The organism is Streptomyces beihaiensis (assembly GCF_026274175.1).
Taxonomy (GTDB): domain Bacteria; phylum Actinomycetota; class Actinomycetes; order Streptomycetales; family Streptomycetaceae; genus Streptomyces; species Streptomyces beihaiensis.
In genome coordinates this window covers 1-14463 of sequence record NZ_JAPHNL010000069.1, presented here as the reverse complement: position 1 = coordinate 14463, position 14463 = coordinate 1, and the positions used below count along the sequence as shown (strand labels likewise).

13 protein-coding genes are annotated in these 14463 nt (G+C 68.1%); 5 read left to right on the top strand and 8 right to left on the bottom strand.

The features are described 5' to 3' along the window. Positions 1–44: 44 nt before the first annotated feature. Positions 45–1424, bottom strand: coding sequence for a serine hydrolase domain-containing protein (locus OFY01_RS08765; protein ID WP_266597968.1), 1380 nt, complete (start codon positions 1422–1424; stop codon positions 45–47). 132 nt (positions 1425–1556) lie between these two features. On the opposite strand from OFY01_RS08765, the gene OFY01_RS08760 reads away from it, so the two are divergent. Further along, on the top strand, positions 1557–2123 hold the full coding sequence (locus tag OFY01_RS08760; RefSeq protein WP_266597966.1) for a dihydrofolate reductase family protein: 567 nt from the start codon (positions 1557–1559) through the stop codon (positions 2121–2123). A 34-nt stretch (positions 2124–2157) separates the two neighbouring features. Here the strand turns inward: OFY01_RS08760 and dnaB are convergent, their stop codons facing one another. Continuing rightward, positions 2158–3630: a replicative DNA helicase gene (dnaB, locus tag OFY01_RS08755; RefSeq protein ID WP_266597964.1), complete on the bottom strand. Its 1473-nt coding sequence runs from the start codon at positions 3628–3630 to the stop codon at positions 2158–2160. A 461-nt stretch (positions 3631–4091) separates the two neighbouring features. On the opposite strand from dnaB, the gene OFY01_RS08750 reads away from it, so the two are divergent. Further along, the gene (locus OFY01_RS08750) at positions 4092–5429 is read left to right on the top strand and encodes an MATE family efflux transporter (protein WP_266597963.1); all 1338 of its coding nucleotides are present in this window, start codon (positions 4092–4094) and stop codon (positions 5427–5429) included. A gap of 124 nt (positions 5430–5553) precedes the next feature. Here the strand turns inward: OFY01_RS08750 and rplI are convergent, their stop codons facing one another. The 4 genes from rplI to rpsF form a co-directional block, all read right to left on the bottom strand. Then, complete coding sequence (gene rplI / locus OFY01_RS08745) at positions 5554–6000, bottom strand: 50S ribosomal protein L9 (RefSeq protein ID WP_266597962.1); 447 nt, start codon at positions 5998–6000, stop codon at positions 5554–5556. 18 nt (positions 6001–6018) lie between these two features. Beyond that, complete coding sequence (rpsR, locus tag OFY01_RS08740; protein WP_003949403.1) at positions 6019–6255, bottom strand: 30S ribosomal protein S18; 237 nt, start codon at positions 6253–6255, stop codon at positions 6019–6021. A 63-nt stretch (positions 6256–6318) separates the two neighbouring features. Then, a complete protein-coding gene (locus tag OFY01_RS08735) occupies positions 6319–6909 on the bottom strand; it encodes a single-stranded DNA-binding protein (protein WP_266597961.1) in 591 nt (196 codons plus the stop codon). A gap of 75 nt (positions 6910–6984) precedes the next feature. Continuing rightward, positions 6985–7275: a 30S ribosomal protein S6 gene (gene rpsF / locus OFY01_RS08730; RefSeq protein WP_266597960.1), complete on the bottom strand. Its 291-nt coding sequence runs from the start codon at positions 7273–7275 to the stop codon at positions 6985–6987. A 236-nt stretch (positions 7276–7511) separates the two neighbouring features. On the opposite strand from rpsF, the gene OFY01_RS08725 reads away from it, so the two are divergent. The 3 genes from OFY01_RS08725 (at position 7512) to OFY01_RS08715 (ending at position 10243) form a co-directional block, all read left to right on the top strand. Further along, the gene (locus tag OFY01_RS08725) at positions 7512–7829 is read left to right on the top strand and encodes a hypothetical protein (protein ID WP_266597959.1); all 318 of its coding nucleotides are present in this window, start codon (positions 7512–7514) and stop codon (positions 7827–7829) included. Between the two features lie 153 nt (positions 7830–7982). After that, positions 7983–9104 carry a lipid II:glycine glycyltransferase FemX gene (locus OFY01_RS08720; protein ID WP_266597957.1) on the top strand — a complete coding sequence of 374 codons (1122 nt, stop codon included), beginning with the start codon at positions 7983–7985 and terminating at the stop codon, positions 9102–9104. A 107-nt stretch (positions 9105–9211) separates the two neighbouring features. After that, positions 9212–10243 (top strand): alanine racemase, encoded by a 1032-nt coding sequence (locus OFY01_RS08715; RefSeq protein WP_266597956.1) that lies wholly within the window; start codon positions 9212–9214, stop codon positions 10241–10243. Positions 10244–10344: 101 nt separating this feature from the next. On the opposite strand, the gene OFY01_RS08710 is transcribed toward OFY01_RS08715, so the two are convergent. Beyond that, positions 10345–11853, bottom strand: a complete 1509-nt coding sequence (locus OFY01_RS08710; protein WP_266597972.1) for a glycosyltransferase family 87 protein — start codon at positions 11851–11853, stop codon at positions 10345–10347. A 139-nt stretch (positions 11854–11992) separates the two neighbouring features. Further along, complete coding sequence (locus OFY01_RS08705; RefSeq protein ID WP_266597970.1) at positions 11993–14422, bottom strand: transglycosylase domain-containing protein; 2430 nt, start codon at positions 14420–14422, stop codon at positions 11993–11995. Between the last annotated feature and the right edge of the window lie 41 nt (positions 14423–14463).

The window sequence follows — 14463 nt, the reverse complement described above, 5'->3', positions numbered from 1 at the left end:
CGTGAAACACCGCCACACGCCGCCGAGCACTGCCCTCACTCCTCCTACGGAAGGCCGCGCCACCCTTCCGGATCCACGCCTCCCGGGATCGGCGCATCCTTCTCGTACGGCTCCCTCGTGAACACGAAAGACCCGAGATCCAAATGGCTCACGGTGCCGTCCGGCCTCCGGACGGCACGCAGCAGCTCACCGGCGTAGTAGCCGTCAAGGCCCGTCCAGGTCCCGTCACCGTTGTCCCGGAACCGCGAGCCCCTCCCGCCACCGGCCATCGGCCCTAGCTCGACGCCACGGCCGGCGGTCAGCCGCAGCGCCGTCGGCTGCGTCCCCCAGTACCAGGGGCCCACCAGCTCCAGTACGGCGGTGTCGACCTCCGGCAGCGGCCGCCAGGGGTCAGGGATGCGTGGCTCCGCCTGTGCGACGATCCCCAGGAGGTCGGCGGCCAACGTCGCCGCCGGCACACCGGACGTACAGTTGGCCAGCGCCACGCTCACCAGACCGTCCTCCTCGCTCAGCCACAGCCCGGCCACGAAACCGGGCAGCGATCCGCTGTGCCCGGCGAGCGTGCGTCCACCCCGTCGCGCCAGCTGCATACCGAGCCCGTACGCCGCGTCCCAGTCGCCCGGCAAGGTGGGCGCGCTGGGCGCCCTCATCTCCCGCACGGAGTCCGCGCCCAGCACACGGTCGTCGCCCCTGGTGAGAAAGGCCGCGAAGACCGCCAGGTCCCTTGCCGTGGACCACAGTTGTCCGGCGGGCGCCATCAGACCGAGATCCTCGGACGGCTCCGGCAGCAGCACGTCCGCGTACGGATGCACGGCCCATCCCCCGGCGTGCGGCGCCTGCGGCTGAGCGCCGGTGCGGGCCAGGCCGAGCGGCTCCAGGATCTCGCCGCGCAGCGCCTCCTCCCACGGAACGCCACGCACCTTCTCGACCAGCGAACCCAGCAGCGTATAGCCGGGGTTGGAGTAGTGGTGGCGACGGCCCACCGGGTGCCGGAACGGCTGCTCGCCCAGGACATGTGCCAGCGTCGGCCGCTGTTCGGCGCAGCTGCGCTCCCACCATTCGCCCGGTGTCTCGGCCGCCAACCCGCCGGTGTGAGCCAGCAGTTCGGCGATGGTGACCTCTCCCGCTCCGGTGCCCGGGAGATGCTTCTCCAGCGGATCGCTCAGGTCGAGCAGCCCCTCGTCACGCAACCGCACCACCAGGACAGCGGTGAACGTCTTGGTGATCGAGCCGATCCGGTACTGCACGTTCTCATCGGGCCCATGTCCCTCCACCGAAGTACGCGCGCCGGTCCACACCAGCGCGCCGTCCCTCGCCACAGCGGCGACGAGCGACGGCGCGCGGCCTTCGCTCTGTGCGGTGGCGATGCGATGCACCAGGGCGCGCCGGGTGGCGGGCAGCAGTTCTTCCGCTGAAGTCGTCATGGGCACAGTCCATCCCGCTCATGTCTTTCACGTCGACCGAATTCGTCGTGGTGTGGAACCTCGCACATCGTGGTATTTCCTCGTGAGAGCGAGGTCGAGATCAGGCGGCTTGCACTGGTGAAAGGCTGGGTCATGCGGAAACTGATCTACGGCATGAACCTCACCCTGGACGGCTACATCACCGCGGCCGGCGACGACATCGGCTGGAGCGGACCGCCGAGCGCCGAACTGTTCCAGTGGTGGCTGGACCGCGAGCAGGCCAATGACCTGTCGCTGTACGGGCGCAAGCTGTGGGAGACGATGAGTTCCTACTGGCCGACCGGCGACCAGCAGCCGGGCGCCTCCGCGGCGGAGATCGAGTTCGCGCGGAACTGGCGGGACACGCCGAAGGTGGTGTTCTCCTCGACGATCGACAAGGTCGGCTGGAACGCCCGCCTGGTCACCGGCGACGCGATCGCCGAGATCACCCGGCTCAAGGCCGAGGACGGCGGTCCGATGAGCATCGGCGGCGCAACGCTCGCCGGGGCGGCCATGCGCGCCGGGCTGATCGACGAGTACGCGATCGCCGCCCATCCGGTCCTGGTGGGCGGCGGCACGCCGTTCTTCACCGCGCTGGACAACTGGGTGCAGCTGAACCTGGTGGAGACGCGGACGTTTCCCGGCGGCGTGGTCCTGACCAGGTACGAGACGAGGCGCTGAGCAACAGCACTCCACCTCGGCGGCCCCACACGGATCAGGTCTGTGCCATGTCCACGAAGCGCGAGTAGTGGCCCTGGAAGGCGACCGTGATCGTGGCGGTCGGACCGTTACGGTGCTTGCCCACGATGATGTCGGCCTCGCCCGCCCGCGGGGACTCCTTCTCGTACGCGTCCTCGCGGTGCAGCAGGATCACCATGTCGGCGTCCTGCTCGATGGAGCCGGACTCACGCAGGTCGGAGACCATCGGCTTCTTGTCCGTACGCTGCTCGGGGCCTCGGTTCAGCTGCGAGAGCGCGATCACCGGAATCTCCAGCTCCTTCGCCAACAGCTTGAGGTTACGGGACATGTCCGAGACCTCCTGCTGTCGGCTCTCCGACCGCTTGGACCCGCCGGCCTGCATCAGCTGCAGGTAGTCGATGATCACGAGCTTGATGTCGTTGCGCTGCTTGAGGCGACGGCACTTGGCGCGGATCTCCATCATCGACAGGTTCGGCGAGTCGTCGATGTACAGCGGCGCGGCCGACACCTCGGGCATCCGGCGGGCGAGCCGCGTCCAGTCCTCGTCCGTCATCGTGCCGGACCGCATGTGGTGCAGGGCCACCCGCGCCTCGGCCGACAACAGACGCATCGCGATCTCGTTGCGCCCCATCTCGAGGGAGAAGATGACACTCGGCAGGTTGTGCTTGATCGACGCGGCGCGCGCGAAGTCCAGTGCGAGTGTCGACTTACCCATGGCCGGGCGGGCCGCGATGACGATCATCTGGCCGGGGTGCAGACCGTTGGTGAGCGAGTCGAAGTCGGTGAAGCCGGTGGGCACACCGGTCATCTCTCCGCTGCGGGATCCGATCGCCTCGATCTCGTCGAGCGCGCCCTCCATGATGTCGCCGAGCGGCAGGTAGTCCTCGCTGGTCCGCTGTTCGGTGACCGCGTAGACCTCGGCCTGCGCCTTGTTGACGATCTCGTCGACGTCGTCGTCGGCCGCGTATCCCATCTGCGTGATTCGCGTACCGGCCTCGACGAGGCGCCGGAGCACGGCCCGCTCGTGGACGATCTCCGCGTAGTACTCCGCGTTCGCGGCCGTGGGGACCAGCTGGACGAGGGTGTGCAGATACGATGCGCCGCCGACCTTGTTGATCTCGCCGCGCTTGGTGAGCTCGGCGGCGATGGTGATCGGGTCGGCCGGCTCGCCTTTCGCGTAGACGTCGAGGATCGCCTGAAAGATCGTTTCGTGGGCCGGCTTGTAGAAGTCGGCGCCCTTGATGACCTCGACGACGTCGGCGATGGCGTCCTTCGACAGGAGCATGCCACCGAGCACGGACTGCTCGGCGTCCAGGTCTTGCGGCGGCACGCGCTCGAAGGTCGCGGCGCCCTCGTCCCAGCCACCGTCGCCCCGCTCGTGCTCGCCGCTCGCGCCTCGGCCGCCCGCACGGCGCTGTCGCGAAGAAGGCAGACGATCACCCGGACCGCTGTCGGCCCACGGGTCGTCCAAAGGCTCGGAGATACTCACCGGGCCACCTCCTCCCGTCCGCCGAGCGGACCTCGCCGTGCCCACTCATTCCTACGGCACGACACTGACAAAGCTAGAGACCCAACTCCGGTCATGACGCATCGGTTCTGTGAGGTTTCCGAGGGCAGAGGACACAGTGGGCGCCGGACAACGGTAGGCGTGCGGGCACCGTCAGCCAATCTGGTTATCCACAGGCGCTGTGGACAGCGGGGTCATGCCTGTGGAGAAGTGGGCAAAACCTGTGCACGACTCGGTGGACAGCTCTGTGAACAAGCCCTCAAGGACCTCCGCACATCCAGTCTGACCTGCCACTTTCCCATCCACTGGCTGTGCAGGAGAAAAACTTTCCCAGCTGGCCCAAGATCTCCGCGGGCGCCGCCCGAAGCCGCGCGCACCACCACCCTGAGTAAGGGTCCTAGCGCCATTGCATCTCTTACCTGTGGAAGATTAGATTGGTGGGTATGACACAGGCCCCCGCAGCGCCCAAGGCTGCCCGCCGACGGCACGACCGGGAGATCGTCGCCCTCGCCGTTCCAGCGTTCGGAGCGCTCGTCGTGGAGCCGCTCTTCCTCATGGCGGACAGCGCCATCGTCGGCCACCTCGGCACCGCGCAGCTCGCCGGACTCGCTGTCGCCTCGGCCCTCCTGATGACGGGCGTCAGCGTCTTCATCTTTCTCGCGTACGCGACCACCGCCGCGGTGGCCCGCCGAGTCGGCGCGGGCGACCTGCGGGCAGCGATCCAGCAGGGCATGGACGGCATCTGGCTCGCTCTGCTGCTCGGCGCCGCCGTCATCACGGTCGTCCTTCCGTCCGCCCCGGGCCTCGTGAGCCTCTTCGGAGCCTCCGACACCGCCGCACCCTATGCGATCACCTACCTGCGCATCTCCGCTCTCGGCATTCCGGCCATGCTGGTCGTCCTGGCCTCCACCGGAGTCCTACGTGGCCTACAGAACACCAAGACCCCGCTCTACGTCGCGGTCGCGGGCTTCATCGCCAACGCCGCGCTCAACGCCGGACTCGTCTACGGTGCCGGGCTCGGCATCGCCGGCTCCGCCTGGGGAACCGCCACGGCCCAGTTCGGCATGGCCGCCGTCTACCTCACCGTGGTCGTGCGCGGGGCTCGGCAGCACGGCGCGTCCCTGCGCCCCGACTTGGCGGGTATCCGTGCCTGCGCCCAGGCAGGCGCTCCGCTCCTCGTCCGTACGCTGTCCCTTCGCGCGATCCTGCTGATCGCCACCGCGGTCGCCGCGCGGCTCGGCGACGCTGACGTGGCCGCGCATCAGATCATCCTGTCCCTGTGGAGCCTGCTGGCGTTCACACTCGACGCCATCGCCATCGCGGGCCAGGCCATCATCGGCCGCTACCTGGGCGCCGACGACGCACAAGGCGCACGGGACGTCTGTCGCCGCATGGTGCAGTGGGGCGTCTTCTCCGGAGTGGTGCTCGGCGCGCTGGTCGTCGTCGCCAGACCGGCGTTCGTCCCGCTGTTCACCAGTGACCCGGTCGTCCAGCACGCCGCCCTCCCGGCACTGATCGTCGTGGCGCTCTGCCAGCCCGTCTCCGGGATCGTCTTCGTCCTCGACGGCGTGCTCATGGGGGCCGGCGACGGGCCGTATCTGGCCGGGGCCATGTTGATCACCTTGGCCGTCTTCACACCGGCGGCCCTTCTCGTTCCGGTCGTCGGCGGCGGACTCACCGCGTTGTGGATCGCGATGGCGCTGATGATGTCCGTGCGCATGCTGACCCTCTGGACGCGCTACCGCTCCGGCCGGTGGGCGGTCACGGGGGCGACACGGTGACGCTGTTTCACGTGAAACGACAGCGTCAACTGGTCGCGTGAAACGCCGTTTCACGTGAAACATGTGGGGCCGCACCCCGAAGGGTGCGGCCCCACATTCGCTTCAGCGCTGCTCAGGGCAGTGCTCAGGCAGCGACGACCTCGACGGCGACCTTGGCGGCAACCTCGGGGTGCAGACGCACGGTCGCCTCGTGGGCGCCCAGCGTCTTGATCGGCGAGCCCAGCTCGACGCGGCGCTTGTCGACCTTCGGGCCACCGGCGGCCTGAAGCGCCGAAGCGACGTCAGCCTGGGTGACGGAACCGAAGAGACGACCGGCGTCGCCGGAGCGGACGGCCAGGCGGACCTTGACGCCCTCGATCTGAGCCTTGACCTCGTTGGCCTGCTCGATCGTCGCAATCTCGTGGATCTTGCGAGCACGGCGGATCTGCTCGACGTCCTTCTCGCCACCCTTGGTCCAGCGGATAGCGAACTTCCGCGGGATCAGGTAGTTACGGGCGTACCCGTCCTTGACGTCGACGACCTCGCCGGCCGCGCCGAGGCCGGAGACCTCGTGGGTGAGGATGATCTTCATGAGTCGGTCACCCTTCCCTTATCGCGCGGTGGACGTGTAGGGCAGCAGCGCCATCTCACGGCTGTTCTTCACGGCCGTGGCGACGTCACGCTGGTGCTGCGTGCAGTTGCCGGTCACGCGGCGGGCACGGATCTTGCCGCGGTCGGAAATGAACTTCCGCAGCATGTTCGTGTCCTTGTAGTCCACGTACGTGACCTTGTCCTTGCAGAAAGCGCAGACCTTCTTCTTAGGCTTGCGCACAGGCGGCTTCGCCATGGTGTTTCTCCTGTGTGATCAAGAAGTGTGGGTGCGAGCCCGGCCCCTGAAGGGCACAGATCCCTAGAAGGGGGGCTCGTCCGAGTAGCCGCCGCCGGAGCCGCCGGAGCTTCCGCCCCAGCCACCGCCGCCGCCCTGCTGCTGGCCGCCACCGGCCGGCGCACCGGTCGCCCAGGGGTCGTCGGCGGGAGCACCGCCGCCACCCTGCGGCTGACCGCCACCGGGGCCACCGCCCCAGCCGCCGCCCTGCTGGCCGCCACCGCCGCCGTACCCACCCTGGCCACCGCGGCCGGAGGTCTTGGTGACCTTGGCCGTGGCACTGCGCAGGCTGGCGCCGACCTCGTCGACGTCCAGCTCGTAGACCGTGCGCTTGACGCCCTCACGGTCCTCGTAGGACCGCTGCTTCAGCCGGCCCTGCACGATGACGCGCATGCCTCGCTGGAGCGACTCGGCGACGTTCTCCGCCGCCTGACGCCAGACCGAGCAGGTCAGGAAGAGGCTCTCGCCGTCCTTCCACTCGTTGGTCTGACGGTCGAAGGTGCGGGGGGTGGACGCGACACGGAACTTCGCGACCGCCGCACCGGACGGGGTGAAGCGCAGCTCGGGGTCATCGACAAGATTGCCGACGACCGTGATGACGGTCTCGCCTGCCATGGGGGAACCTCTCGGCGGGTTTGCTGCTGGCTGCTTGCTGCTACTCGAGTCCCGAGCGCCGCTGAACTAGGAAGTTCAGTGGGTCTCGGGGCGGAGGACCTTGGTCCGGAGGACCGACTCGTTCAGGTTCATCTGGCGGTCGAGCTCCTTGACGACCGCAGGCTCGGCCTGCAGGTCGATGACCGAGTAGATGCCCTCGGGCTTCTTCTTGATCTCGTACGAGAGACGACGACGGCCCCAGGTGTCGATCTTTTCGACCTTGCCGTTGCCCTCACGGACGACGGAGAGGAAGTTCTCGATCAGCGGGGAGACCGCACGCTCCTCGAGATCGGGGTCGAGGATGACCATCACCTCGTAGTGACGCATGTGGAACCCACCTCCTTTGGACTCAGCGGCCACGGTCGTTCCGTGGCAGGAGGGTCGTGATGCGTACGCACCGGTTGCCGTGTGACCCGTGGCGGGTCTGGGCAGACACCGGTGCAGACGGTACAGAGTACCCGCACCTCGGCTTCCGGTTGAAATCCGGCGGCCGACGGCGGCAATCTGTACACATCGGGTGTGTACGGCGCTACGATGCGCCGCCTTCCGCAGGAGGTGCCCACATGGCACAGGTATTGCGACCCAACACTTCCGGCTCTTCGCTGTTCGCCACCGACGGCAAGCCCCATCCGCTCCAGGACACGCTGCTCGGTGTGGCCATGGTGCTCGGGGCGACCGCGATCATCTCCTCGATCTGGAACAACCTCCATCTGCTCAGCTCCTGGACGGGCCTCGTCGGGATCCTCGTCGCCGCCTACGGCCAGTTCGTCTCGGCGACGACCCGTGAACGGTTCGGTCTGATCCTCAGCCTGGGCGCCTCAGCCGTCGGCTTCTTCATCGGCATGGCCCACGGCGGCCTCTTCGGCGGAGTCATCGGGTAGGGCTCCGCGGCAGGTCACATCCCGGGGCCGGGCCGCCGCCACGGCCGGACCTCCATACAGCCATTCGGGGCGCTCGCGGGGCGCAGTAGGCTTCGGCGCGAGAGCCGGAGCCCCTGTACCCATGGGGACACACCAGCCCGAGGAGCGCCCCGAATGAGCCTGACCCTGAGGACCATCAGCCGAGAGCAGCACCTGGCCTACATCCAGAGCCTGCCCGCGGCGAGCCACATGCAGGTCCCGGCCTGGGCCGACGTGAAGGCTGAATGGCGCTCGGAGAGCCTGGGCTGGTTCGACGACCGCACCGGCGAGATGGTCGGCGCGGGGCTCGTGCTGTACCGGCAGCTCCCCAAGATCAAGCGGTACCTGGCGTACCTGCCCGAGGGCCCGGTCATCAACTGGTACGCACCGAACCTCGAAGAGTGGCTGCGCCCGATGCTCGCGCACCTCAAGCAGCAGGGTGCCTTCTCCGTGAAGATGGGCCCGCCGGTCGTCATCCGCCGCTGGCAGGCCCCGTCCATCAAGAAGGGCATCCAGGACCCGGACGTGAAGCGCCTGCGCGACATCGAGGCGGACTTCATCGAGCCGCGCGCCTTCGAGGTCGCGGACAAACTGCGCCGCATGGGCTGGCAGCAGGGCGAGGACGGCGGCGCGGGCTTCGGCGACGTACAGCCGCGCTACGTCTTCCAGGTTCCGCTGGCCAACCGCTCTCTGGAAGAGGTCCACAAGCAGTTCAACCAGCTGTGGCGCCGCAACATCAAGAAGGCCGAGAAGGCCGGTGTCGAGGTGGTCCAGGGGGGGTACCAGGACCTCGCGGAGTGGCAGCGCCTGTACGAGATCACGGCGGAGCGCGACAAGTTCCGCCCCCGCCCTCTGTCGTACTTCCAGCGTATGTGGACGGCCCTCAACACCGAGGACCCCAACCGGATGCGCCTCTACTTCGCCCGGCACAACGGTGTGAACCTGGCGGCGGCGACCATGCTCGTCGTCGGCGGGCACGTCTGGTACTCCTACGGCGCCTCCGACAACATCGGTCGTGAGGTCCGGCCGTCGAACGCGATGCAGTGGCGGATGCTGCGCGACGCCTACGCGCTCGGCGCCACCGTCTACGACCTGCGCGGCATCAGCGACTCCCTCGACGAGACCGACCACCTCTTCGGCCTGATCCAGTTCAAGGTCGGCACCGGTGGCGAGGCCGCCGAGTACCTGGGTGAGTGGGACTTCCCGCTCAACAAGCTGCTGCACAAGGCGCTCGACATGTATATGTCCCGGCGCTGACGCGATCGTCGGCCGACCCGGCACAATTCACGTAGCTCTCACGCAGCTCATCAGACTCTCCGCTTCTTCTGCACACCGCAGCCACGAGAAAGGTTCCGGGACCGGCCATGGCGCTCACGCTGTACGTCGACACCGCGCGCTGGCGGGCACACCACAAGCAGGTGCTCCAGCAGTTTCCGGGGCTCGTCCCCGTCTGCAAGGGCAACGGCTACGGCTTCGGCCACGAGCGCCTCGCCGAGGAGGCCACCCGTCTCGGCTCGGACATCCTCGCCGTCGGGACCACCTACGAGGCGGCCCGGATCAAGGACTGGTTCGGTGGTGACCTGCTGGTGCTGACGCCGTTCCGGCGCGGTGAGGAGCCGGTGCCGCTGCCCGACCGTGTCATCCGCTCCGTCTCCTCGGTCGACGGCGTCCATGGTCTGGTCGGCGCCCGTGTCGTCATCGAGGTCATGTCGTCGATGAAGCGGCACGGTGTCACCGAACAGGACCTGCCGCAGCTCGCCCACGCCATCCAGGACGTGCGGCTCGAAGGCTTCGCACTCCACCTGCCGCTGGACCGCACCGACGGCACCGACGCCGTCGAGGAGGTCATCGGCTGGATGGACCGGCTGCGCGCGGCCCGGATGCCGCTGCACACCATGTTCGTGAGCCACCTCAAGGCGGAGGAACTGGCGCGCCTGCAGCAGCAGTTCCCGCAGACCCGGTTCAGGGCGCGGATCGGTACGCGGCTGTGGCTGGGCGACCACGAGGCCACTGAGTACCGCGGCTCGGTCCTGGACGTCACACGCGTCGCCAAGGGCGACCGGTTCGGCTACCGCCAGCAGAAGGCGGCCTCGGACGGCTGGCTTGTGGTCGTGGCGGGCGGTACCTCACACGGGGTGGGCCTGGAGTCCCCGAAGGCGATGCACGGCGTCATGCCGCGGGCCAAGGGCGTGGCTCGCGCGGGTCTCGCCACGGTGAACCGGAACCTCTCGCCGTTCGTCTGGGGCGGCAAGCAGCGCTGGTTCGCCGAGCCACCACACATGCAGGTGTCGATCCTCATCGTGCCGGCCGACGCGCCCGAGCCGAAGGTGGGCGAGGAGCTGGTGGCCCATCTGCGGCACACGACCACGCAGTTCGACCGGCTCATCGACCGCTGACCGCGCGGACGCAGGCCGAGCGGCGCACGGGCGACGGGCCGGACACCCAGGGGTGTCCGGCCCGTCGCCGTTTCCGAGGCCGTGGTCCGGCCTGTGCCCGCCTAGAAGGACCCGTCCGGGCTCCTGCCCCAGTTGACCGTCGCCGGCCCCTCGACGGCGTGTACGGCGTGCCGCGGGGGATGGGCTGCCTGCCCGAGGACGAAGGCGTCGTCGGCCCCGTCGAGGACGCCCCCGGAAGGATCGTCGTCGCCGGAGCGACGCACCACGTCCCGCTCCGGCAGCCAGATGTCCCGGACGATGACGGCGCAGAGGTAGAGCGTGCCCAGGAGGTGGATGCCGATGGCCACCTGGTAGCCCAGGGTCGGCAGGCCCTGATGCTTGTCGCCGCTGGTCGTGTAGGCCAGGTAGAGCCAGATGCCGAGGTAGTACGTCACCTCGCACGCCTGCCAGACCAGGAAGTCCCGCCATTTCGGCCGCGCCAGCGCGGCGAGCGGAATCAGCCACAGCACGTACTGCGGCGAGTAGACCTTGTTGGTGAGGATGAAGGCGGCCACCACCAGGAAGGCGAGCTGGGCGAAGCGCGGGCGGCGCGGTGCGGTCAGGGTGAGTGCCGCGATGCCCAGGCAGGCCAGCAGCATCAGCGCCACGGCCAGGAGGTTGACCGTGTCCTTGTCCAGCGGGGTGGACCGGTGCTGGGCAATGATCAGCCAGAAGGACCCGAAGTCGACTCCGCGCTCCTGGCTGAAGGTGTAGAACTTCGCCCACCCCGCCGTCGCGAACGCCATCACGGGCAGATTGACCACCAGCCACGAGACCACGGCGCCGAGCGTCGCCATGCCGAACGCACGCCATTTCCCGGCCCGCCAGCACAGCACGAGCAACGGTCCGAGCAGCAGGACGGGATACAGCTTCGCGGCGGTGGCGAGGCCGAGCAGCACGCCGAAGGCCAGGGAGCGGCCTCGCGACCACATCAGCATCGCGGCCGCCGTCAGGGCCACCGCGAACAGGTCCCAGTTGATGGTGGCGGTCAGGGCGAACGCGGGCGCCAGTGCGACCAGGAGGCCGTCCCAGGGGCGCCGACGGTGGGTGCGCGCGACACAGACGGCGATGACCGCGGCGCAGATCATCAGCATCCCGGCGTTGACCATCCAGTACACCTGCTCCTGGTGCTGGATGGTGCCGCTGCCCGGCGTCAGCCACGCGGCGACCTCCATGAACACACCGGTGAGTACCGGGTATTCGAGGTAGTCCATGTCGCCGGGGAGTTTGTCGAAGTACGGCACGAGCCCGTCGGCGAAGCCACGCCCCTGGTAGAGGTGGGGGACGTCCGAGTAGCAGGCGTGCGTGTACTGCGAGCTGGCTCCGTAGAACCAGGCCCCGTCGTAGCAGGGCAGCTTCTGCACCATGCCGAGGGCGAACATGCCGAGTATGACGAGCGCGATGACACGAACCGGCGTCCACCAGGAGGCTCCGAGCAGCGCCCGCCGCCCGAGGGGGCCGCCGATGAACTCGCTGCCGGCCGCCGCGACCGTGTCCTCTGCGGTCGGCAGTACCGGATCCGGCTGCTGCGGATTCACTTGCATCGTCTCTGCACTGGGCATGCCGCACATCCTGCCGTACGTCACTGAGAATGCGGCGAGGGCCGCCGCACCAGGTGGGTGCGGCGGCCCTCGCCGTTGTGGAACACGCACGGTTTCACGTGGAACACGTGCTGTTTCACGTGAAACACTCTGCGTGTCGGTGTCAGGATCAGCCGCCCCCTCCGAAGAGGCCACCTCCGCTGTTTCCATTGCCTCTGGTGTTGCCGGTGGTGTCGGACGGGCTCGGCGACGGCGACGAGGTCACCCCGCCTGTCGTGCCGCCGGCGCCGCCACCGTTGCCGCCGTTTCCGTTCCCGCCGGTGCCGTTGCAGGTCCAGTCCCACTTGCTGCATGTCTGGCTGGTCGACGGGGACGGCTGGCTCGACGGGGTGGCGCTGGGCGACACGGGCGCCGTGTCCGACGGCGAGGCGGTCACCGACGGGGTCGGAGACGGGCTGGGGGAGGCCCCGACGACCTTGCCGATGGGCTGCGGGGTCGGGAACGGCAGCTTGGGCAGCCCCGCCATGGCGCCGGCCATGTAGTCGTGCCAGATCTTCGTCGGGAACGACGCGCCGAAGACCTTCTTCATGCCGCCGGTGCCGTACATCTCCTGGAACTTGCGGTTCTTGGCATTGGCGTCGTCATTGAACCGGAACATCGTGACGGCGGTCGACAGCTGCTTCGTGTATCCCACGAACCAGGCGGACTTGTTGCCGTCCGTGGTACCGGTCTTGCCCGCCACGTCGCGGCCGGGCAGACGCGCGTGCGTACCGGTGCCCTTGTCCACCACTGTCTTGAGCACGTTGGTGACATTGTCGGCCACCTTGGGGTCGAAGGCAGACTTCGGAGCCTTCTTGTGCTCGTAGACCTTCTCGCCCTCGTGCTTGACCAAGGTCACCGAGTACGGCTCGTTCTGCTGGCCGCTGTTGGCGAACGTGGCATACGCGTCCGCCATCCGGATCGCGCTCGGGTCGGACGTGCCCAGGGAGAACGAAGGGTAGGACGAGTCGGCGAAATTGCCCTCCAGCAGGCCCGCGCTCATGGCGGCTTCCTTCACCTTGTCCAGACCGACATCCATACCGAGCTGCACGTAGGCGGAGTTCACCGACTCCCTCATGGCCTCACGCAGATCGATCTGGTAGCTCGGCGGGTTGAAGGACTCGTGCTCGTCGTTGGTCTGGTTCCACTCCTTCCCCTCCTTGTTCTTCCAGATCGTGCCGTCATAGTTTCTGATCTTGAGCCCGTTCTTGCCGCTGTACAGGCTCTTGGGGGAGACGATGGTGCGGGAACTCTCACCCTGGTCCGGCCCCAGGTCCGGGTCCCTGACGCCGTACTTCATCGCCGCCGCGAGCACGAACGCCTTGAACGTGGAGCCCACCTGCGCACCGGTCACGTCCGCGTTGTTCATGTAGTGCTTGGTGGCGTCCTTGCCTCCGTAGATGGCCTTGATCGCCCCGGTGGACGTATCGATCGAGGCACCGCCGAACTGCACGTTCGTGTCTGTGTGCTTGCCGTTGACGACGCGCTTGGGGTCGATGTTCTTGTCGTAGACGCTCTGCACGGACTTCTGGAGCTTGTTCACGAGCGACTTGTCGAAGGTGGTGTGCACCTCGTAGCCGCCCAGCTCCAGCTTCTGGCGGGTCATCCCCGGGACGCTCTTGAGGATGTCCACGTTGGCGAGGTGGACCAGGTAGCCGATCTGTCCGCCGAGCCGGGAGTTCGCGTGCGGCGCGCCGGGCTCGGGGAATTTCGTGTACTGCGCCCGCTCCTGCGGGGACAGCCACTTGTTCTTGACCTCCTGGTCGAGGATCCAGCTCCAGCGGGCCTCGGCACGGGCGTGGTTCTTCGCCTCCGTGGCGTTCACCGGATCGATCTCGGGCGACCCGGCCGGGTCGTAGTAGGTGGCGCCCTTGAGCGTCGCGGCGAGGAGCGCGCACTGGCTGGGGTTCAGCTTCGAGGCGTCCGTGTTGTAGTACGCGCGGGCGGCCGCCTGGATGCCGTAGGCGCCCCGCCCGTAGTAGGCGGAGTTCAGGTAGCCGGCCATGACCTGGTCCTTGGGGACCGTCTGGCCGACCTTTATCGCGACGAACAGTTCCTTGAACTTACGGGAGATCGTCTGCGACTGGTCGTTCAGCATCGCGTTCTTCACGTACTGCTGGGTGATCGTCGAGCCACCCTGGGTCTCGCCGCCCTTCGCCATGTTGAACAGGGCGCGGGCGATACCCATGGGGTCGACGCCCTTGTCCGTCTCGAAGGTCTTGTTCTCCGCCGACATCACCGCGTAGCGCATGGCCTTGGGGATGTCCGCGTACTTGATGATCTGCCGGTTGGTCTCACCACCGGTGGCGACCATCTGCGAACCGTCGGCCCAGTAGTAGACGTTGTTCTGTGCCTGGGCCGTCTTGGCGATGTCCGGCACGCCGACCATCGCGTAGCTGATCCCGGCCACGGCCAGCAGGCCACCGAAGAACGTCACGCAGGTACCGGTGACAAGACGCCAGGAGGGCACCCAACGACGCCAGCCCTGCTTGTACGCGCGCGGGTAGTCGATGAACCTCTTCTTCTTCGGCGGCCCCTGCGGCCCGCCCGCGCCGACCACCACGCGCAGACCGCGGATGTCGAGGGCCGGGGCCTGGTCCG